Here is a 19,150-nt window from a genome sequence, read left to right as displayed (position 1 = left end):
CCTGCATCATTTAAAAGAAGTTTATTTTTAATAGGCTAAGTGTGACTATCGCGCACTTAACCTATTACATTACCACTGTGGTTTATTCGAAATTGTTATCAAACTCTGAGTCTTCAAATAAGTCGACGGCAGAACTTGGAACAACATTTTTGAATTGGCGAGCAAAATGGCGTTGCACCCCTTTTAGGTCGATATTGCCTATTCCTGAGGCAAAACCAAACCAAGCATAAAGCCCGCTAATATCTTCAAACATCGGAGGTAAATACTTAGGGTGGGCAATAATACCTTCTTGATAAGCTTGGTACAGTACCGGAATATCCTCAATGGCTAATTTGCCTAAAAATAGCATAGGGATTAACTCAGGTAGCCCAGTGCTGATGGCACTACGAATAAAGTTAATATTTTCTACATAACCGCGCACGTAAGAGATGTCTTTAGTAAAAAAGCTACCGCCGCCTACCATGCCACCACGAAATACCCGTTGAGTTACCCGATAGCTGTCTTTTGAGCTTAAATTAAGGTCTCTGAAATAGCGGTACACTTCAATAAAATCAGCCCCTTTCTCTGCCATGTCTACCGCAGAGACTCGATCGCTAATACGTCGAGCGCGGCCCGGATTTGAGCTTAAGGTGAGCATTTCCATGAGCACAGCTAAGCCTTCTTGCGAAGCGGTAACGCGTGGTGATCCAACGCTGAGCCAAGTGGCATGAGGTTGAGCACGGCCATTGAGTGTGGTGCCCACATGAACCCAGCCTTCATGCACTTCATAGATATTCAGATCAGATTCGCTGAACATGGCGCGAGTATTGAGCTTAACCGTATCGCCACCGACGGCGGCATCGGACACAATACCATCACTCAATTTAACGTGAATTTCATCATTATGAAAATACTTCACTAAGCGTTCGCTGAGGACATTTACCGCTTCTGGTGCTGTTACAATCTTAGGATGGCGGCTATTCATGTGGCGCGCCGCTGGCAAAGAAAATATATGGCTTAAGCGATCGCCCAGTTGGCGTAATGTATGGCGATCGCCATGTAATTTGTGGCTGGCACTGCCGTAAAGCTCTTGGCTAAGTTTACCAAACATCGGCTTGCCACGATTATGCAGCATGTCTATTACTATGCGATATTGATCAATATTGGCCAGTAAAATTTTACCTAATTTATCGCGTTTACCTAAACCACGCTCAACGGCAGTTTTTAAACCTTGCAGGTCTGTTTGAGTTTGATCTGCGTTAAACGATAGCGGAATTGACTGATAAAAGTCATTACTAACGTTGGGTAATTGTTTACTTTTTTGCGCTAAAAAATCATCTTCAATTTGTCTTGGCCATTTTATTGAGTCTAAAATTTTAATTGGCGCTTGGATGCGAATTAATTCATCAGAAAAACGACGAATATCTTGTTGATAACGCAATAAAGAGTCAGACATTGTCTTTTCCTAATCTAGAGAAGTTGTTAGCAGTGCTAGCGGCCATATTAGCAGATGTTGATCATAAAACTGCAATGAAAAAATAACCATCTAGTCAGCACTATTTTAGTGCAATTTATCATGGCGTATAGCAATGTATTAAGGGTGGTTTTTTTAAGTTACTAAAAATATTGAATTATTTTCTTGGCATTAAAACTGCTTTACCTAAAGTAGTAATAATTAAAAGGAAAATTTATGGCAGCGATGAGCTATTTAAGTGTGATTGAGCGTTATCATGAATATGAGCATTTAGTGCACGAGCTACTAGAGTCTATTTTGATTGGTGTGGGCGATATTAATTTATTCGAGCAACCTATATCGGCTAAAATTTTTGAAGATATGGCGATAAGCTATCCCTTCGTGGAACTGATTTATTTATTGAATGCTCAGGGCATACAGATTTGCCCCAATATCAGCGTCATTAACCAGCAGGTTAAATTAATGAATTGCGGTGACCGTGCAGATCGAAGTCAGCGGCCTTACTTTACCCAATTGACTGCGGTTGATACTGTGCATATTACTCGACCTTATTTGTCTAATTCTGGTGGTGGCTTGTGTTTGTCTGCATCACAAATGATTAAATCTGCGTCTGGGCAAGTGGTAATTGTGGTTATTGATGTCAACTTAACGCGCTTAATTGAGTTTATGATGGGTGACAGTGCTAGACGCAAAATGTCGCCTTTTTTTAAAAGTATTTATGCTGCAATTGTACTGGGCCTTTTTGTGTTAGTGAGCGTGCTAATGTGGACTGTAGTTCGTGACATTTATACCCTTTTTAGCCAAATTTCTGCTACCCATGATCCATTGCAACCCTTCGGCATTATTATTTTTCTTACCTTGGCATTAGCCATTTTTGATTTGGGTAAAACCATTTTGGAAGAGGAAGTATTGATGCATAAAGATATTTTTCGTCACAGTTCAACTCGACGAACGATTACGCGGTTTATTTCGACCATTTTGATTGCGATTTCAATAGAAGCCTTGTTGACTATGTTTAAAGCGTCGCTAGGGGAAAAGCAATATATTGAGCCAGCAATTTTAATGATGTTAGCCGTAGTGGGCTTGTTGGTCGGGCTGGGAATCTATGTCTATCTAGGGGCCAAAGCCGAGCTGCTGCTCACCCAAACCCAAGCGGGTAAGCATATGCGGCGCGAACAAATTAAAAGCGTATAGCATATTGATCAGCGCCTAACATCCACTGAGATAAAGATGATAAAACAGACTGGGATAAACGATATAAGCGTTTATCCCTATTTTTTAGAAAAAGTCATCGTCACCAATTGCTTTGCGTAATTGGGCTTGTTCGAGAAAATCTTCTAATCTTCGTTTCACTTGGCGTTTATGCTGTAAACTTTCGGCAGACTTAACGTTTCTAGGCGTCGTCATCGCATCTATTTCTGTGTCATCAGGCACTATTTCACTAATATTAGCCATCACAAAACCCTCATGTAAAATAAAAGCGTGGTATTAATTCAATGAGCATTTTCTAACTAAAAAAACGTTAATAGGGAAGTAAAATATTTTTCCTTAATTGGACAGCTATTTTTACCCTTCGTTTTGAGCTTAGCAGTAAATGTATTTCTTGCTAGTAAAACATAAAGCCAAGTGCGAAGAGTGTGTGCTTAAACTAGTATTATCTATGCCATGATGTCGCCAGATAATACTGCTTCTATCTGCTACAGATAGAAAAACGCCACCTGTTAATGAGGTGGCGTTGATATACTCATAAAGCGAGTCAGTAATGGTGTTACTCGTTATAGTGTAAACCCGTAAGAGTAGCCTAAAACAACTTTTGCATCATTGTCTGGTAAGTCAGTATCAGCCGCCATGAATGATACGGTACCTATGTCTGTTTCAGCACTTAATGTGACGTTGTAGTCTGCATAAGTGTCACCGAATAAATCTTCAACGACATCGCCTTGTGAATAACCATAGTGGAATGCGACACTGAGCTTTTCTGTTAACGGGAAGCTGGCATTGGCCTGGATATAGCTCCAATCTGTTTCGTCACTGGCACCAGAAACACCTGAATCAGCATTAATTACTTTAGAATAGCCAACATCTAGCCATTTCCATCCAAGAGTGAGCGCGACTTCACCAAAATCAATACTGCCACCAGCATCTGGGTAAGCATAATAAAGGTAGCTAATGTCGTAAGTTAAGTCTTCAGTAAAGTTACCACCATAACCGCCGTACAAATCTAACTCGTAACTGGTTTCATCACCAAAATCGACATTAGATACCCAAGTGCCAGCATAAAAACCAGAGTCATGAGCATAATCAATGCCACCTTGAACCGCAGCCGCATCATTAGTTTGTGTGGTACCACGCCATAAATAGTTTGATGTTGCGCCAATATTACCCGTAACTTCAGCAAGGGCAGAGCCACTCAGTAATAAGCCTGTTGATAATGCAATTGCTTGATATAGTGATTTTTTCATCTTCATCCCTTAACGTTTTATTATCAATGAGGCATTTATGTGTCACTAAATGAACTCAATGTTGGTTTGTCTGAAGATTAATTAGCGAATCGCATGCCAACTCTATTTTCCTATTAAAGTCAGTTGCTTATGTATTTATGGATCATTTTGTTGCATATTTGTTGCAACTTAATGATGCAAGCTCGCCCCTTTTTTGTGCAACAGTGCTCAGCATCCTAATATTCGTTGATGTTGAATTAAGAGATAATATTGTTTGCAGAGGATAAATATAAAAAGCAGGCAATAAAAAACCTCCATAAAGGAGGTTTCTAGCAAAAAAAGAGTAAACGAATAATTAATTAACGCTATCTTTTAGTGTTTTTCCAGCTTTAAACTTAGGCACTGTAGCTGCTGCGATTTGAATTTCTTTGCCAGTTTGTGGATTACGACCAGTACGCGCGGCACGTTGAGTGGTTTCAAAAGAACCAAAGCCAACAATAGAAATTTTATCACCATTTTTCATGGCTTCAGTTACCGCTTGTTCGAAAGACTTTAGAGCGCGGCCAGCTTCAGCTTTTGTTAGTTCCGCATTTTCAGCGATTTTTGCAATTAATTCACTTTTGTTCATATTGATATTCTCTGCTTTCCATAGAAGTGTTTTTTTAAAACATGATTAACATGCCACAAGCGATGCTGGTTTAAAAGCACTTTATCCCATAAATTCAGTATCTGTAATGGTTTTAAAGCAAAATTAGCACAAATAATGTCTTTATTTGCCTTGTTGTTACTCTTCTAAGAGCTGATAAAGAATTTTCTTAACTAACTGCGGCTCAAAAGGCTTGTCACAAAGCGCATTGACGCCAGCACTAAATACATTACTCAGATGAGTGTCGTTGGCTTCTGACGATACCATTAGGATTGGAATATGAGATTGTTGACTGTGGTTACGGATGTACTGAGTCAGTGCAAGTCCGTCTACCGAGGGCATATTGTAATCAGTGATCACTAAATCATACATATTGTCTTTCATTAGGCTAATCGCTTGTTCACCATCAACAGCCTCAGTAATTAGCTGTATGCCTAAATTGCCTATGGTGCGCTTAATAACATTTCGTGCCATTCGGCTATCATCAACCACCAATACTCTAATGCTGTGAACATCAAAGTGGGTTAAATCGAGCTCGTCATTGCTCAGTAAATCAATGGTTGAGTTAAGTGCCGTAGCTAAGTGTTCGGCATTAAATGGTTTTGGTAAAATAGCCACCACGCCTGATTGTCTAAAAATTTCTAGCTGTTCACGACGACACTCACTGGAAACCAGCATAAATTGAATATCACTCAATGCTGGAGTCATTTTAATGTACTGCAATAACTCAGTGGCTTCGCCATCGATAAAATGGAGTGCGCTGGCAATTAAGTCTGGTTTATGGCGATGGATTATCTCTTTAGCTTCAGCAATGGTTGCGGCAGTTTGGATGCTGCTGACACCTTCTTGCTGAAGGCGAGTAATAATGATCTTACGCTGAGTCTCGGAAGGCTCAAGTAATAGGATGGATAATTCACTTGGAGATAAGCTAGTCATAATTCACGTTCCACAGATATTTATTATTAGTATTATTTTAATGTTGCATGTGTGAGTAAATTGTACACTAAAAAAATGCTAGAGATGATAGTTAAGCTAGGCCTATAGCACTTGGTGTTTATTTTTGAGCAAGATAGTCTCTGGTCGCGTTCGACAGACCAACCCACCATTGAAACACCACCACACTTAACAGTAATAACCATAGCGGAATTAATGGAATATTATAGCCTCGAAATACCAGTTTGACGTCTTCAGGGGTGATTTGATAGGCAATCAACGCCGTTGTTGTCATTGCAACTAACCCTAGGCTTTGTAAGGCGACATAGCTGAGTAGCAGTACTTTTGTCCATGGCGCACGTATTAGTAAACCAATAAAAACCGGTATCACTCCCAGAGTTAATAAGTCAAAGGCTTCAAAGGTGATCGCGCGCCAAATAGCAACAAGAGTGAGTACAACATACAGTGAGATAAGGATCATCACTCTAACGGGCATTCGTTGGGCTGAATTTTGGTTCATATTGATCATAGTACTGGAGAATTTGAGGTAGAATATCGCACAAAACAGAGTGATGGGTATATTTTGATGACAGAAACACATTTTTGGGCGCTAGTGACCCGCGATAAACCTGAGCAGTCTTCTGCAGATCTCACCCTGAGTTTACGCCAGCAATTAGAAAGCTTGGACGATGAAGCACTCAAGGCATTCGATAAAATATTAGGCCAACAATTACGTCGCAGTTATTCCTGGTCGATTTGGGGAGCAGCATACATAGTGACAGGTTGCGATTCTGATGATGCTTTTACTGAGTTTAGGTGTTTTTTATTGTCGTTAGGTCAGCAATGGTACAACAAGATTATCGCCAATCCAGATAGCTTAGGGGAATTAGAACATTGGCCGTTAGTGGACGATTATGCTTACCCGTTTGTTGAAGATTATGATTTGATTGCAGGACAAGTCTACGAAGACCGCACTGGCTTAGAGCTGCCATTCTTACCCTCAGGACACAGTACCCCAGAGGGGAAAAAATTTAGCACTAAGCCAAAAATTATGCGTCAAACCTATCCTTTATTGAGTGCGCGTTTTCCATTTTAGTGGACCGCTTGATCTTAGGCGTTGTTAAGCTTTGGTTCAGCTTATGAGGACTATAGTCAATTTATAGTGATGATAGCTTAATGGCTAACATTTGATTTGATGATAAGTATCGGCGTGCAAATATGGTCAAAGTTGCTTTAACAGAAGCTGAATAGCGTTATCTGAAGCAGCCGTTGAAACCTGTGTTATCACAAGCGCCTAAGTCCCAGGAGGTCTATTATGAATGTAAAATATATAATGCTAGCTTCGGTATTAGTATCCCAAATTGTTATGGCTGAAGATGCGCCACCACCTAATCCTGTTACTGAAGTTGGGCTGGTAAAAATTGAATGGCAAAATCCAAAAGATTTCAGTGATATCAGAACTTCTAACGAGCTTCAGTCACGATTTGAAAACCGTTTATTTGACACTTTAACCAAGAACATCAATAAAGAAGCCGAAAAAACCCTCAAGCCAGGACAGACACTGCAAATGACAGTGACTAACTTTGATCTAGCGGGAGACATGCGACCAACATTTGGTGCCACGCCGGGTGATTTACGTGTTGTAAAAGATTTATACCCACCCAGAGCCACCTTTAGTTACACGATTAAAGAAGGTGACCAGGTGATTATTGTTGGTGATGAAAAAATCACAGATATGAGTTTTATGTCTAACTCACATCGCTTTAATGACCGACCATTTCAGTACGAAACAACTTTATTTACTGATTGGTTACAAAAGAGTGTCGCACCTAAACTATAGCCCTTGGCGGCAGTGCTTAGGATTATATCGATAAGGTTGATTTAGCGCAGGGGTTGTCTGTTTTATCTGTAGTGACTTGATGAATCGTTGTTGATAACCAAATGTACCAGTGACGCTGGTTACGCTTGATTGTCGCCATTGGGTTTTATCAATGATTGTCGCCGCAACATGTAAAGGTCATATCAACTAAGGTTGCTCCTGCATGAAGATTCCGCAGGAGCATAAAGATTATTTAGACAGTTTAAATACTTGCAGCGTTTGCAGTAAAGTCGCAAGTTTTTTGACAAAGGCTTCGAGAGTTTCAGGTGCGACATGAGTACTACTCTGCATCGCATCAAACTCAGCTACCAATTCTTGTACATAGGGCAAGAAACGGTTGCTACTTTCCGTAAATCCTTGATCTTCAGTAAAGATAGCCACAAACTTACCATGTCCTGCTTTACGTAATTCGTCAAGGCGAGCATCAGAGTCAATCGCCTGTCTATAGGCTATTTGCAGGTTTTCTTTTATCTGTAGAAAAACATTGGTGTACGGCATAATTGCCTCATAGTGCATTTGTAAACAATAAAGCTAATTATAAGGAGCCGCTATGCTGGCAACAAGGAAAAGTCCGCTTATTTTTAATATAGGGATGATTTATCGTCGTTTACAGCGATATAGCTTTAGTTTAGTGGTATTTCTACTGTGTTTTGGCTCTACATCGGCAACGGCATTGGATTCGCCAGTATTTTATAAAATTGAGTATCAACAACAGCAAGCGTATTTACTGGGTTCAATTCATATCGGTCGCCAAGATTTTTACCCATTAGGACAACATATTGAGTCGGCATTTAAACAAGCAGATGCACTCGTGGTTGAGGCCGATATTAGCCAAGGTGACACGGGAGCGCTATTACAGCAGTACGGTGCGTTGTCTGCCGATATTGCCGCAGACGTTAATGTGACACGCCAAGTTTATTGCCAAAGTCATCAAAGTTTGTGTCAGGCATTAGCACCATATGCTCCCTGGTTACAGTCAGCACAAATTAGTATGGGCCGTTATGCGCAATTGGGTTATAGCGCAGACCAAGGCGTCGATGCTTATTTTATGGCCAATCGCAGTGACAAAGCCCTAGTTGAACTTGAAAGTATGCAGTTTCAATTTGAATTAATTTCATCATTTTCAACCGCGACCCAAATGCAAATGCTGGATGATTCGATCAACGTCAGTGATGCCGAAATGCTTGATTTAATTTATGCTTGGCGCCAAGGCGATGCCAGTGCATTGGCAACCATTATGGAATCGCAAGCGGGCGATGCCGATGAATTGCTTGAAAAATTACTGTGGCAACGCAATCACACCATGACGCAAAAAATTATCCAGTTGCTACAACAGCGTAATTATAAACAGCTGTTTATTGTGGTTGGAGCAGGCCATATTGTTGGTCAGCAAGCCATTCCTGACTTACTTAAACAGCAAGGTGCAACGGTCACCCCTTGTACCTTTTTGCAGTGTTAAGGAGAATGTTGTGCGTCCACAAGGGCCGATAATAGTATAACTTTATGCTTATATTGGCTTTGATTGACCAAGAAAATGAACATATCGACCTAAAGATAAATATGGCTCACGTTGTGAATAAGCCAATTCCATTTCAATAAGCTGATGTTTATCGAAGTTGGGCGGGAGATTATTTTTTAAGTAATCATTAATCACCCTAACCCCAGACTGACTGATCATCGACAGTTGCCATTGGGCAAACCAAGCGCGAACATCTGCAATATACAGGGGATGGTTGGGGGTTAATCCAACCTTCTTTTTAACCTTAAAATCACGCTTAACATAGTCAAAGTTGCCTGAAATTAAACTGTGAAAGCGCAAGGCTTCCTTATTAAAAAACATCAGCGAAAATAACCCATTCGGTTTTAGCAGGCTTAATAACCCATGCAAAGTCGATTCAGCATCAGTGAGCCATTCGGCTACAGCGTGGCATAAGATGACATCAAACTGACCAAACTGCTGCACGGTTAGTGCTTGAATAGGGCTATGCACTAACTCGATTGATAATTCTGTGTCTGAGGCGGCAATCTGTTGTTGGGCTATGGCCAACATTTGCTCAGAAATATCACATAGCACCACATCATGGCCCAACGCAGCCAGTTTTTGGCTCAAAAAACCAAATCCTCCCCCAGCATCTAAAATGCGTAATCGTGGTTTATTCAAGCGAGTTAATGCTGGGATTAAGTCCCGCCACAATACTGCAGCACGGATTTCACCTTTAGTGGTGCCATAGATGTTTTGCGCAAACTTTTGACTAAGAGTATCGAAATTTTTATCTTGCACGATTTAAGTTACATCACGTTATTGAGCCGATATGGAGTAACGTAATTGTCGCACTGTAGGCTGAAAAAGGTAAAGACAAATCAGTGATTGTGTATAGAGGGTAAATAAAAGTTTATCGATTAATCAATATAAGCAGCAATGACAACCTACTTTAAACGCATTTTATAATTAGCGGTTTAGCAACAGTAAGAGTCTAAGGTATAATGATCGACTAACCATCTTTGCAGCGCATACTTTTTGCTGCCTATTTAGGGTACAACATTGTGAGTCACGACTACGCTATCGAATTACAGGCGATGCCTTCGCTGTTGTCTTTGTATCGAAAAATCCTATTTGGTCGTAAACCGGGATGGGATCAACAACCGCTGCCGAATATTTATGTGCAAGCTTCTAATGTGGTGCTGTCGCAAGAGAAAATTCGGCAATATGCCGCTGTATGTGGTTTTGAATACGATGATAGGGTGTTACCTCCAACGTATTTATATGTGTGGGCATTTCGTTTGCATGCGATGATTTTTACTCATAAAGCCGTGACATTTCCGTTGCTTGGAATGATCCACTTAAAAAATAGTATTAGTGTATTTCGTCCTGTACGTACTGATGAAATATTGACTGTGCAGTGCGAACTGTCAGCGAGTCGCACTACAGATGCTGGACTTGAGTTTGATTTAGTTTCAAAAGTGTTGGTTGGTGAAGAGCTTGTATGGCAAGCGTTATCAACATACTTATATCGCATTGAGTCTGCTGGGCGGCGGGCTCGTCCGCCTAAAGCGTCTGAGATGGCATGGGAAAATGTCCAGCAATGGCGTTTAACCGATGACTTAGGCCGTCGTTATGCCAAAGCTTCGGGCGATTATAACTTGATCCATTTGCATCCTTTATTGTCAAAACGCTTTGGTTTTGAGCGAGTGTTGGCCCATGGCATGTGGTCTAAAGCGCGTGCATTATCTCAGTTGATGACTTATATCGGTGATCGACCTTTTCAGGTTGATGTTGAATTTAAATTACCGGTATTTATGCCGTCTGAAGTGACATTTGCATTTGAAAGTACTGAGAATGGTAAACGTTTTCAAATACGTGATGTCAAAGGTCGTCGACCGCATTTGCAGGGTGATGTTACCTATTTATAAGCAGATAGACCTCGCTGAGGTGGCTTAAACGTCAGTGGTAAGTCAATTGCGAACATAAAAAAAGCTCAGGTTAATACCTGAGCTTTTTTTATGGCAGACTTAAGGTACCGAGTGGCCCATTGCCGCTTCCCAAATGCTAAACCATTGTTGTCGATCAAGTTCAATGTTAGCTGAATTTACCGCGCTGGTGATACGTTCTAGATTACCACTGCCGATAATAGGAGCAGGGCGACTTGGATGCATACGAACCCAAGCATAAATCACTTGGCTAATGTCTTGTGCGCCAACTTGCTGAGCAATATCGTGCAGGGTATTGCGAATTCTCAGTGCTTGGGGCGTGTTCGCTGAAAGGAGATCTCCACCGCCCAAACAAGACCATGCCATTGGGGTGATGCGGTGTTGTTGACACTGATCAAGCACACCATCATGCAAGCTCTGCATGGCTAAAGGCGATATTTCAACTTGGTTAGTGATCAACGGAGCATTGAGGCGTGATTGCAGTAAATCAAATTGGCTGGTGGTAAAGTTAGATACACCAAAGTGGCTGACTTTACCTTGGGCATGCAATTGCTCGAAAGCGGCAGCCATTTCGTCAGCATTCATTAATGGATCGGGGCGATGGATGAGTAACACATCTAAGTGATCAGTTTTTAATTCAGTAAGTGAATTTTCAACACTTTGAATAATATGCGCTTTACTTGTGTCGTAATGATTAACATAACGACCATCATAGCCATCAAACAAGGGTTTAATGCCACACTTACTGATCAACTGCATTTGCTGACGTAACTGTGGTTTTAAGGCTAACGCTTCACCAAATAAGGTTTCACACTGATACATACCATATATATCAGCGTGGTCCATGGTCGTGACGCCAAGATCAAGATAATGCTCAATTAAGCCAAGCAGTTGCTGTGGCGGCATATTCCAAGCATCAGCACGCCAAAATCCGGCGATAAAATCAGAAAATCTAAAAGTAGATTGGGTCATAAGTTAATTTTAACCTTAGTTAGGGGTAATAAATGCTTATTAAAGCACTTTTAGATCGACATTGACTGAAAAGCAACTCGCTATCAAAAGCCAACGAATCTTAGCAAGACAGAACAAAATCACTGAGCCAGTGTTATTTTTAGCTATTTACCTCATCCGCTAAATGGATGAGGTCAGTTAATCATTGTTGTAGCATACTTTGACACAATGTTTGACTACATTAGGCGACATAGCATGCCATTGATTTAGCTTGATTAGCTTAAGCACTGGGTTATTTTTGATAAATATGTACATCGCGTTGTGGAAACGGAATACTAATGCCTTCAGCATCAAAGCGTATTTTCACTGCACGAGTAATATCCCAGTAAACCTCCCAGTAATCATCAGGGTTAACCCAAGGCCTGACAACAAAGTCGACTGAAGATTCACCTAATGTGTGCAGTTTTACAATTGGTTCTGGATGTTCTTGCACCTTAGGGTGTTGCTCAACAATACTTTTTAAAATGGTTTCAGCATGTTCAACATTGTCGCTGTAACTAATACCAAAAATCATGTCTACGCGGCGCTGATGCTCGGCAGTAATATTGTTAATGGTATCACCCCAAATTTTATTGTTTGGCACAATCAAGCGTTGGTTATCGAGGGTTTTGATGGTTGTTGATACTAAGCTCATGTGACTCACACGACCGGTAACATTGGCTGCATTAATTAGATCACCGACATCAAATGGACGATAGATTAAAATCATCATCCCAGATGCAAAGTTTGATAATGTGTCTTGTAATGCAAAACCAATAATCACACCGGCAATACCAAAACCAGCGAGCAAAGGCCCAAGCTCAAACCCGAGCTGTGATAAGGCAATTAATAATCCTAATGCAAATACCACCTTACTGGACAACGAAATAAAGAAGTCTTGCAGTAATTGGCTAAATTGTAATTTTGATGCTTTTACTGTTTTCGAGATGATTTTGGTGACAATTTTGGCCACTAAACTGGCTAAAAATAAAATAAATACAAAGACTAAAATTTTGAAGGTTAAGCTAGGACCATTATTAATGGTTTGATCCTTGATGACGTTAAGCCAGCCTTGCAGCAGATTAGACGCGACACTGAAGTTCAATACATCTTGGGTAATATCACCAGACACGCTAAACAAGGTTTGTTTAAAAGCCGTGACATCTTGGCCTAGTGTTTCGAGCATTCCCGCTGATACAGCTAGGCTTGAGCTACTTTGATCTAAACGTTCTTTTAGTGCCATCACCTCTGCTTTTTGTTCGGCAGTGATATCGGCCCCAGCGCTTTCAGCTTCTGAAACGGCTTTTTGTAATTCATCTTGTGTGTAATGCACTAAACTGTCGAAATGATCGGCGCGTTTGAGCATAAAATCGGTTAATTTCTGTTGTTGAATACTGACATCCATATTCAAGGTTTTAGCCCATTGCAGCGAGGTTAATTGTGCCTTGAGATAGTGGTCTCGTTCAAATTCTCTTTGTGATATAGCTAAGACAACCTTACTTTCATCACCTTGCTTGATATCAAGACGCATAAGCATAATTTGATCGTCTAAATAGCTTCCGACACTGTTTAAAAAATCCAGCTGACTTTGAACTAAAGTGATTAGGTATTGCGGGTTTTCATCTGGAGTTTTGATCAGCTGCGCAATTATATCGCGTAATTCAGATGACTTGTTCTTAATCCTATATTCAGTAAAGTTACGTAATTCACCTTTTGCCTTAAACAGTAGGAGGGTATCTTGATCAATTGTTTGTTGTAATCGGCTGATTTTATTTTGAGTGTCGGTTAACTGACTGGTGGTGACAATCGGTGCTGTTGCATCTTGTTCTGCGCTAGCTGTTGGCGACATAAACACCACTAAGGTGAATAATATCGTAAATAAAATCCGTAGCATGAAAGGTCGTCCTTTGGCGTTGAGTTGTGCCTATAATAGTGGAAAACGCCTATAGTAGCCAAGTACAGCAATTCTTAGGGTTATTTGTTACACTTGCCGCCATTATTGAACTGAGGAAATTATCATGTCGCTGCAATGTGCTCATTGCTATAAATCTTTTTCAATTGCGAAGGTCAATGACAGTCGTGGTAAAGGTTTGTCGGTTGAGGTGCAATGCCCTCATTGTGCTGCATGGCTTGGGCATAACAAGTTGTTATCAATTGCTAAGATGTTTGGGTTTTATGGTGGTGTAGTTGCCGCTGTAGTCGGTTATTTTTTTGACAATGTAGCGTCGATCACCACGCCATTGATTATATTAGCGGTTATCATTGTTGGTTTATCGCATATTATGGACCATTTACAGCTGATCGAAGCCCCTGAAAATGATCCTAGTACAGAACCTGGTGCAAAATAGGTTAATTCACCTCAATCACTTGGCTTTCTAATGAGGCTTCAACGTAGTAAATACCGCCTAGTACAACAACAGCAACAATGGCTATTACTAAAATGATGCCAATGTTTTCACGAATAAATAGTGCCATGGTGTTTGTCCTGTAATGATGATGTTTACTCATGCATTATGTTATGGGTAATAGCTTAAGACTATCTTAAAAATAACGACTTAGTTATTTGTCGGTAGTTTATGATTTTACTGTCAATATGTCGCCATGATTTATCACAATCTAAGTGTTGCTTTTTATTGGTGGTCTTTTACACTAATGGCCACTTTTATTAACCTGATGGATTTTTACTGGTGAGTTCCCGCATCAAAATAAGACAAACTATCGCAATCTGGCTTAGTGCCATTTTGATTGTGTTGTCTGTTGCTGCGTCAGCGCATTCAGTTAGACATCTCGATGACGGTGTAAAAAATCACTGTACCTTGTGTTTTCACCAACTTCATCTTAATAAAACACTGCAGTTTGCTAGTTTTGTGTTTGCCGTTACTAAGCAAACTTTTGAACTTCAGCAGTATACTCTACCTCCTTTCTCATCGGTTTTTCATCGCTATTACCACAGTCGCGCGCCACCACAATCCCTGTAATTCAACACATACATTTATTAATTTTTCCGTTATCGGATAGTTCATATTGAACAGCGATAGGCGGATATTTGTTGTATTTTGGAGATTTTATGTCTGCGTTAAACACCCGTGTGTCAATTTTAGCATTAGCTTGTGCTGTGAGTTCGTATTCTGTCATGGCAGAAGATTCTAGTTTAACCAACCCTAATGTAAGTGCTGTACTTGATGGTTACTATCAAACAGGTGACCGACCATTAGCTGAGCGTGCAGAAGGTTTTGGTTTAGGTGAAACTGAGTTGGCCTTGAGTGCCAATATTGATGAAATGTTTTACGGTAAAGTGACCGCCATTATTGAGTCACATGACGGTGAAACAGAGCTTAATTTAGAAGAAGCCTTTATTCAAACATTAGCTATGCCTTATGGTTTATCGGTTCGTGCAGGTCGTTTTTTATCTGACATTGGCTATTTAAATAACCAACATTTACACACAGACTCATTTTCTGATCGTCCAGCTGCTTACCGTGCATTTTTAGGCGGACATTATTTTGATGATGGTATTCGTTTAAACTATGTCGCGCCAACCGATCTCTACTGGACTCTGGGTGTCGAAGCGTTTAAGGGAGAAAGTTTACGTGCGGCGGATGCACATGGTGAGCGCGATTTTGATAACCTTGGGGTGTACAGTGCGTTAACCAAGATGGGGGGTGATATTGGTATAGAAAGTTCTTGGCAGTTAGGCTTAAGTTATCTTCGCAATCAAAATGGTCAAGCTTATGCCGAAGATGAGCATAATGAGGAAGAAGAGGGGCATGATGAAGAACATGCTGGACATAGCCATAGTGCTTCTTATACAGGTAAAAACACCTATATTGCTGATGTTGTTTATAAGTGGGCACCTAATGGTAACTACAAATACCAAAATTTAACTGTCAGTGGTGAATATTTTAGAGTGACTGATATTTTTGCTATGGAACCTGGTCATATTGTTGAGGCCGACCATGAAGATATAAGTAGTGATGACTATCACCAGGGCTGGTACGTCAGTAGTGTGTATCAATTTTCTCCTCGTTGGTCTGCTGGGATTCGTTATGGTCAAGTGGATACTTATGAAGTCCATGGCGATCACCTTCATCCACAACAATTGAAAGAGTCAGAAGTCAGTCTAGCATGGCACAGTAGTCATTTTTCGACAGTGCGCTTGCAATACACTCATCAGACTGGGACTAATTTCGATGGTTTTGAAGATGATAATATCCTTACTTTACAATATGTCATGTCATTAGGAGCTCACGGTGCGCATCAATACTAAATTGCTTTTAGCAGTGGCTTCAATGTCACTGCTGTTTACCGCGACAGCACAAGCGGAACTCAATGTGTTTGCATGTGAACCTGAATATGCAGCACTGACATTAGCGCTAGCACCCGATGCAAAAGTGTATTCGGCAACAACAGCGATGCAAGATCCACATCAAGTACAAGCAAGACCAAGCCTGATTGCGAAGATGCGTCAAGCTGATGTAGTGGTTTGTGCAGGGGCAGACTTAGAAATAGGTTGGCTGCCTATGCTGCAAATGAAGTCGGCGAATCCTCAGGTTAGGTCGACAGATAAGGGCTTATTTTTTGCTGCAGAGCATATTGATACCTTGGATAAGTTAGTCTCAGTGGATCGTTCAATGGGCGATGTTCATGCAAAGGGAAATCCCCATTTGCATCTAGATCCGCAGCGGATGTTAATAGTTGCACAGGCCTTGAGTACCAAATTTACTCAAATCGATCCTGACAATGCCAGTCTTTATCGTCAGTCGTTGGCCGATTTTAGCCAAGCTTGGCAAGCTAAAATACCGCAATGGCAACAGCAGGCTAAAGATTTAGCTGGTAAGAAGGTTATTGCCTACCATTCAAGCTTTCGTTATTTGTTCAAATGGATTGGCATTGAGCAAGTAGCCGATCTTGAGCCCAAGCCGGGTATCGCTCCTACGAGTAGTCATTTAGCCTCTTTGCTTACTCGTGCGGAAAAAGGCGATGTAATGGCGATTATTGTGGCGTCATACCAAGATGAGCGTGGGGCAAAATGGTTAGGCGAACGCGCTAATCTGCCAGTATTGGTGTTACCGATATCGGTGGGTGGCAACGAAGAGAGTAAAGACCTGATTAGCTTATACGACAACATACTTAGCCTATTGAATAAGGTGAAATAACACTATGTTTGATGTTGAGCTACTGTCTATCCTGTTGCCTGCGTTAGCGGCAGGGTTATTGGTATTATCAACCCATGTGCTGTTAGGTCAACAAGTGCTTAAGCGTGGCATTATCTTTATTGATTTGGCTATTGCTCAAGTTGCAGCCTTAGGGGCGATAGTATCGCACATTGATCATAGGCTAGAGGATTTACCCTATGCCCATGTGTGGATGCCTGCGTTGTTTGCTCTAGGCGGTGCAGGCATTATTGCTTGGATGGCAAAGCGGTTAGTCGGTGAGCTCGAGGCATTTATTGGCTGCTTTTATGTACTCAGTGCGGTGGCGGCAATGTTGTTATTAGCCAACGACCCTCATGGTGCTGAGTTATTAAAGCAATTAATGTCGGGGCAAATATTGTGGGTGAGTTGGTCTCAGTTAGCACTACCGGCAGTGGTTTCTGCTGGTATTCTGGGGATTATTATCGCAAAACCGCGAATATTAGATGGTGCTGGGTTTTACTTTCTATTTGCCTTAGTGATTACTTTGTCGGTGGAGCTCGTGGGAGTGTATTTAGTGTTTAGCACCCTAATTTTGCCGGCTTTGGCCTTAAACCAATATCATGGTAAACCCAAACTCGCTTTGGCGTATGGGGTCGGTATTGTGGGTTATATTGCTGGGTTGCTGTTGTCTGCTAGTTATGACTTACCCAGTGGTGCAGCCATAGTGGCAACATTAGCGTTAAGTGCATTTTTATTTAGAATGTTGCTAAAACTGCGATTGCCAGTATTAGCTGGTTAAGCCACTAATAATTAACTTGTTAACCCAATGGCTAATCTTTCATAGAAAGCTTGTTACTCTGCCCCTGCTCACAGGGGCAGAGTATTTCAGCGTACATATGTAAACAAAACGTTGAGTCCCTAGACTAGCATCGCTATACTGACGCCAATTTTATTGCAGGAGTATGCTGTGCTGCTTATCGCTCGTTCAATCATTCTCGCCGTGCTATTATTTTTAGCCTTTATATTTTCGGTTGTCATTTGCCTATTTCGGCCTATGCATCGCGACAATGTACATTTTGTGGCCCGTTTTTTTGGTTCCGTTGCGCCAGTATTGGGCATTAAAGTCATTAAACGTGTTCACTCTGCGAGTGCTACTCCGCAACCTTGTATTTACTTAGCTAATCATCAAAATAATTTTGATTTATTTACCCATACATCAGTGGTGCCTAAAGCGACAGTGAGCTTAGGTAAAAAAAGTTTGCTATGGATGCCGTTATTCGGGCAAATTTATTGGTTATCGGGCAATATTCTTATTGATCGTAAAAACCGTCATAGTGCGTTTGATACTATGGCGAAAACAGTCGATAAGATGAAAAATAAACTCCTGTCAGTGTGGATATTTCCTGAAGGAACTCGTTCTCGTGGTCGTGGATTATTACCCTTTAAAGTGGGTGCTTTTCACACTGCGATAGCTGCCCAAGCACCCATAGTGCCAGTCTTAGCGTCTTGTCAGAATCATATAAACCTAAATCGTTGGAACAACGGTGTGGTGATTGTAGAAATGATGGCGCCAGTAGCCACGGCAGGTTTAGATAAAAATGATGTGAAAGCATTAAATGCTAAAGTGCATCAATTAATGTCAGCACGTTTGGTCGAATTGAATAAAGAAGCACAAGCATTAATGCTACAAGCGCAATAATATTGTTATCGGTCGCCTAACATCGCTCATAAACTCGCAACTTGTGTCAGTTTGGGTATAATTGAATAAATTTTTACAGGTCCTATTTACGGAGTAATCCATGTCTGTTGAGCGTCAGTTAAAAGAACAATTTGCTGAAAATCTTGAAATTGTTGATGCCTTACTTGCCGATGGTTCAGAGCCTGATGCGGAATATACTATTGAACATCATTTTTCTGCGACCAATTTTGATCGTTTAGAAAAAGCCGCTGTTGACGCATTTAAACTCGGTTTTGAAGTGAACGATGCCGAAGAAATGGAGCTTGAAGATGGCTCGATTATTTTCTGTTTTGATGCTATCGCTAAGCATAAGTTAGAAGTGCCTTTATTGGATAAAGCCTGTGAACAGTTAATTCAACTCGCCGCCAAGCAAAAAGTAGACTATGACGGTTGGGGAACTTACTTTGTTGGTGATGAAGTTGAAGGCGACGAAGAAGACGATGAATTTGAAGATGATGAATACGAAGATGATAATGACTCAGATGATAAATTTCACTAAGTAATCA

Annotated in this window: 23 protein-coding genes; 12 read left to right on the top strand and 11 right to left on the bottom strand. The window is 40.9% G+C overall.

What is annotated here, in order from left to right; genetic code table 11:
• Positions 1-82: 82 nt before the first annotated feature.
• Complete coding sequence (locus GW828_RS03535; protein ID WP_124015137.1) at positions 83-1,435, bottom strand: flavohemoglobin expression-modulating QEGLA motif protein; 1,353 nt, start codon at positions 1,433-1,435, stop codon at positions 83-85.
• A 234-nt stretch (positions 1,436-1,669) separates the two neighbouring features.
• Between GW828_RS03535 and GW828_RS03530 the strand changes: the two genes are divergently transcribed.
• On the top strand, positions 1,670-2,647 hold the full coding sequence (locus GW828_RS03530; RefSeq protein ID WP_182696761.1) for a PDC sensor domain-containing protein: 978 nt from the start codon (positions 1,670-1,672) through the stop codon (positions 2,645-2,647).
• An 84-nt stretch (positions 2,648-2,731) separates the two neighbouring features.
• Here GW828_RS03530 and GW828_RS03525 read toward each other — a convergent pair whose 3' ends face one another.
• The 5 genes from GW828_RS03525 to GW828_RS03505 all read right to left on the bottom strand — a co-directional run bounded on the left by GW828_RS03525 (position 2,732) and on the right by GW828_RS03505 (position 5,993).
• Positions 2,732-2,908, bottom strand: coding sequence for a PA3496 family putative envelope integrity protein (locus GW828_RS03525; RefSeq protein ID WP_165870035.1), 177 nt, complete (start codon positions 2,906-2,908; stop codon positions 2,732-2,734).
• Between the two features lie 320 nt (positions 2,909-3,228).
• Positions 3,229-3,915 carry a TorF family putative porin gene (locus GW828_RS03520; protein ID WP_124015135.1) on the bottom strand — a complete coding sequence of 229 codons (687 nt, stop codon included), beginning with the start codon at positions 3,913-3,915 and terminating at the stop codon, positions 3,229-3,231.
• Between the two features lie 334 nt (positions 3,916-4,249).
• Entirely contained in the window at positions 4,250-4,522 is a 273-nt protein-coding gene (locus tag GW828_RS03515; RefSeq protein WP_101033991.1) for an HU family DNA-binding protein, read from the bottom strand.
• A gap of 156 nt (positions 4,523-4,678) precedes the next feature.
• Positions 4,679-5,476 (bottom strand): response regulator, encoded by a 798-nt coding sequence (locus GW828_RS03510; RefSeq protein ID WP_182696760.1) that lies wholly within the window; start codon positions 5,474-5,476, stop codon positions 4,679-4,681.
• Positions 5,477-5,594: 118 nt separating this feature from the next.
• Complete coding sequence (locus tag GW828_RS03505; protein WP_235781736.1) at positions 5,595-5,993, bottom strand: hypothetical protein; 399 nt, start codon at positions 5,991-5,993, stop codon at positions 5,595-5,597.
• A gap of 66 nt (positions 5,994-6,059) precedes the next feature.
• Here GW828_RS03505 and GW828_RS03500 point away from each other — a divergent pair, with 66 nt between their 5' ends.
• Together GW828_RS03500 and GW828_RS03495 are read left to right on the top strand one after the other, a co-directional pair.
• Positions 6,060-6,569 (top strand): DUF4240 domain-containing protein, encoded by a 510-nt coding sequence (locus GW828_RS03500; RefSeq protein ID WP_124015132.1) that lies wholly within the window; start codon positions 6,060-6,062, stop codon positions 6,567-6,569.
• A 219-nt stretch (positions 6,570-6,788) separates the two neighbouring features.
• Positions 6,789-7,313 carry a DUF3016 domain-containing protein gene (locus GW828_RS03495; protein ID WP_273057882.1) on the top strand — a complete coding sequence of 175 codons (525 nt, stop codon included), beginning with the start codon at positions 6,789-6,791 and terminating at the stop codon, positions 7,311-7,313.
• A gap of 228 nt (positions 7,314-7,541) precedes the next feature.
• Here GW828_RS03495 and GW828_RS03490 read toward each other — a convergent pair whose 3' ends face one another.
• Positions 7,542-7,850 (bottom strand): prephenate dehydrogenase, encoded by a 309-nt coding sequence (locus tag GW828_RS03490; protein WP_182696758.1) that lies wholly within the window; start codon positions 7,848-7,850, stop codon positions 7,542-7,544.
• 52 nt (positions 7,851-7,902) lie between these two features.
• Between GW828_RS03490 and GW828_RS03485 the strand changes: the two genes are divergently transcribed.
• A complete protein-coding gene (locus GW828_RS03485) occupies positions 7,903-8,811 on the top strand; it encodes a TraB/GumN family protein (protein ID WP_182755398.1) in 909 nt (302 codons plus the stop codon).
• 48 nt (positions 8,812-8,859) lie between these two features.
• Here the strand turns inward: GW828_RS03485 and GW828_RS03480 are convergent, their stop codons facing one another.
• The gene (locus GW828_RS03480) at positions 8,860-9,633 is read right to left on the bottom strand and encodes a methyltransferase domain-containing protein (protein ID WP_182742305.1); all 774 of its coding nucleotides are present in this window, start codon (positions 9,631-9,633) and stop codon (positions 8,860-8,862) included.
• 296 nt (positions 9,634-9,929) lie between these two features.
• On the opposite strand from GW828_RS03480, the gene GW828_RS03475 reads away from it, so the two are divergent.
• The gene (locus GW828_RS03475) at positions 9,930-10,763 is read left to right on the top strand and encodes a MaoC family dehydratase (protein WP_124015364.1); all 834 of its coding nucleotides are present in this window, start codon (positions 9,930-9,932) and stop codon (positions 10,761-10,763) included.
• A 99-nt stretch (positions 10,764-10,862) separates the two neighbouring features.
• On the opposite strand, the gene GW828_RS03470 is transcribed toward GW828_RS03475, so the two are convergent.
• Together GW828_RS03470 and GW828_RS03465 are read right to left on the bottom strand one after the other, a co-directional pair.
• Complete coding sequence (locus GW828_RS03470) at positions 10,863-11,753, bottom strand: aldo/keto reductase (RefSeq protein WP_273057883.1); 891 nt, start codon at positions 11,751-11,753, stop codon at positions 10,863-10,865.
• 271 nt (positions 11,754-12,024) lie between these two features.
• Entirely contained in the window at positions 12,025-13,665 is a 1,641-nt protein-coding gene (locus tag GW828_RS03465) for a mechanosensitive ion channel family protein (protein ID WP_124015126.1), read from the bottom strand.
• Positions 13,666-13,789: 124 nt separating this feature from the next.
• On the opposite strand from GW828_RS03465, the gene GW828_RS03460 reads away from it, so the two are divergent.
• Positions 13,790-14,119 (top strand): hypothetical protein, encoded by a 330-nt coding sequence (locus GW828_RS03460; protein WP_182696753.1) that lies wholly within the window; start codon positions 13,790-13,792, stop codon positions 14,117-14,119.
• 1 nt (position 14,120) lies between these two features.
• Here the strand turns inward: GW828_RS03460 and GW828_RS03455 are convergent, their stop codons facing one another.
• Positions 14,121-14,246 (bottom strand): hypothetical protein, encoded by a 126-nt coding sequence (locus GW828_RS03455; protein WP_259395238.1) that lies wholly within the window; start codon positions 14,244-14,246, stop codon positions 14,121-14,123.
• 212 nt (positions 14,247-14,458) lie between these two features.
• On the opposite strand from GW828_RS03455, the gene GW828_RS03450 reads away from it, so the two are divergent.
• The 6 genes from GW828_RS03450 to rraB all read left to right on the top strand — a co-directional run bounded on the left by GW828_RS03450 (position 14,459) and on the right by rraB (position 19,143).
• Complete coding sequence (locus GW828_RS03450; RefSeq protein ID WP_273057884.1) at positions 14,459-14,749, top strand: ABC-type zinc uptake system zinc chaperone; 291 nt, start codon at positions 14,459-14,461, stop codon at positions 14,747-14,749.
• Between the two features lie 89 nt (positions 14,750-14,838).
• Positions 14,839-16,038 (top strand): porin family protein, encoded by a 1,200-nt coding sequence (locus GW828_RS03445; RefSeq protein WP_273057885.1) that lies wholly within the window; start codon positions 14,839-14,841, stop codon positions 16,036-16,038.
• Entirely contained in the window at positions 16,022-16,927 is a 906-nt protein-coding gene (locus GW828_RS03440) for a metal ABC transporter solute-binding protein, Zn/Mn family (RefSeq protein WP_273057886.1), read from the top strand. Before GW828_RS03445 ends, GW828_RS03440 begins: the two co-directional genes overlap by 17 nt.
• A 4-nt stretch (positions 16,928-16,931) precedes the next feature.
• Positions 16,932-17,705, top strand: coding sequence for a metal ABC transporter permease (locus GW828_RS03435; protein ID WP_273057887.1), 774 nt, complete (start codon positions 16,932-16,934; stop codon positions 17,703-17,705).
• A 168-nt stretch (positions 17,706-17,873) separates the two neighbouring features.
• Positions 17,874-18,605, top strand: coding sequence for a 1-acylglycerol-3-phosphate O-acyltransferase (locus GW828_RS03430; protein ID WP_124015122.1), 732 nt, complete (start codon positions 17,874-17,876; stop codon positions 18,603-18,605).
• A gap of 100 nt (positions 18,606-18,705) precedes the next feature.
• Positions 18,706-19,143, top strand: a complete 438-nt coding sequence (gene rraB, locus GW828_RS03425) for a ribonuclease E inhibitor RraB (protein WP_124015121.1) — start codon at positions 18,706-18,708, stop codon at positions 19,141-19,143.
• Positions 19,144-19,150 lie beyond the last annotated feature (7 nt).

Source organism: Shewanella vesiculosa (assembly GCF_009994065.1).
Lineage (GTDB): Bacteria > Pseudomonadota > Gammaproteobacteria > Enterobacterales > Shewanellaceae > Shewanella > Shewanella vesiculosa.
This window is presented reverse-complemented; position numbering and strand designations above follow the sequence as displayed.

Excerpts from the sequence above, each read along its gene's own strand:
- GW828_RS03535 (WP_124015137.1), bottom strand. The coding sequence starts at position 1,435 with ATGTCTGACTCTTTATTGCGTTATCAACAAGATATTCGTCGTTTTTCT.
- GW828_RS03530 (WP_182696761.1), top strand. The coding sequence starts at position 1,670 with ATGGCAGCGATGAGCTATTTAAGTGTGATTGAGCGTTATCATGAATAT.
- GW828_RS03525 (WP_165870035.1), bottom strand. The coding sequence starts at position 2,908 with ATGGCTAATATTAGTGAAATAGTGCCTGATGACACAGAAATAGATGCG.
- GW828_RS03520 (WP_124015135.1), bottom strand. The coding sequence starts at position 3,915 with ATGAAAAAATCACTATATCAAGCAATTGCATTATCAACAGGCTTATTA.
- GW828_RS03515 (WP_101033991.1), bottom strand. The coding sequence starts at position 4,522 with ATGAACAAAAGTGAATTAATTGCAAAAATCGCTGAAAATGCGGAACTA.
- GW828_RS03510 (WP_182696760.1), bottom strand. The coding sequence starts at position 5,476 with ATGACTAGCTTATCTCCAAGTGAATTATCCATCCTATTACTTGAGCCT.
- GW828_RS03505 (WP_235781736.1), bottom strand. The coding sequence starts at position 5,993 with ATGAACCAAAATTCAGCCCAACGAATGCCCGTTAGAGTGATGATCCTT.
- GW828_RS03500 (WP_124015132.1), top strand. The coding sequence starts at position 6,060 with ATGACAGAAACACATTTTTGGGCGCTAGTGACCCGCGATAAACCTGAG.
- GW828_RS03495 (WP_273057882.1), top strand. The coding sequence starts at position 6,789 with ATGAATGTAAAATATATAATGCTAGCTTCGGTATTAGTATCCCAAATT.
- GW828_RS03490 (WP_182696758.1), bottom strand. The coding sequence starts at position 7,850 with ATGCCGTACACCAATGTTTTTCTACAGATAAAAGAAAACCTGCAAATA.
- GW828_RS03485 (WP_182755398.1), top strand. The coding sequence starts at position 7,903 with ATGCTGGCAACAAGGAAAAGTCCGCTTATTTTTAATATAGGGATGATT.
- GW828_RS03475 (WP_124015364.1), top strand. The coding sequence starts at position 9,930 with ATGCCTTCGCTGTTGTCTTTGTATCGAAAAATCCTATTTGGTCGTAAA.
- GW828_RS03470 (WP_273057883.1), bottom strand. The coding sequence starts at position 11,753 with ATGACCCAATCTACTTTTAGATTTTCTGATTTTATCGCCGGATTTTGG.
- GW828_RS03465 (WP_124015126.1), bottom strand. The coding sequence starts at position 13,665 with ATGCTACGGATTTTATTTACGATATTATTCACCTTAGTGGTGTTTATG.
- GW828_RS03460 (WP_182696753.1), top strand. The coding sequence starts at position 13,790 with ATGTCGCTGCAATGTGCTCATTGCTATAAATCTTTTTCAATTGCGAAG.
- GW828_RS03455 (WP_259395238.1), bottom strand. The coding sequence starts at position 14,246 with ATGGCACTATTTATTCGTGAAAACATTGGCATCATTTTAGTAATAGCC.
- GW828_RS03445 (WP_273057885.1), top strand. The coding sequence starts at position 14,839 with ATGTCTGCGTTAAACACCCGTGTGTCAATTTTAGCATTAGCTTGTGCT.
- GW828_RS03435 (WP_273057887.1), top strand. The coding sequence starts at position 16,932 with ATGTTTGATGTTGAGCTACTGTCTATCCTGTTGCCTGCGTTAGCGGCA.
- rraB (WP_124015121.1), top strand. The coding sequence starts at position 18,706 with ATGTCTGTTGAGCGTCAGTTAAAAGAACAATTTGCTGAAAATCTTGAA.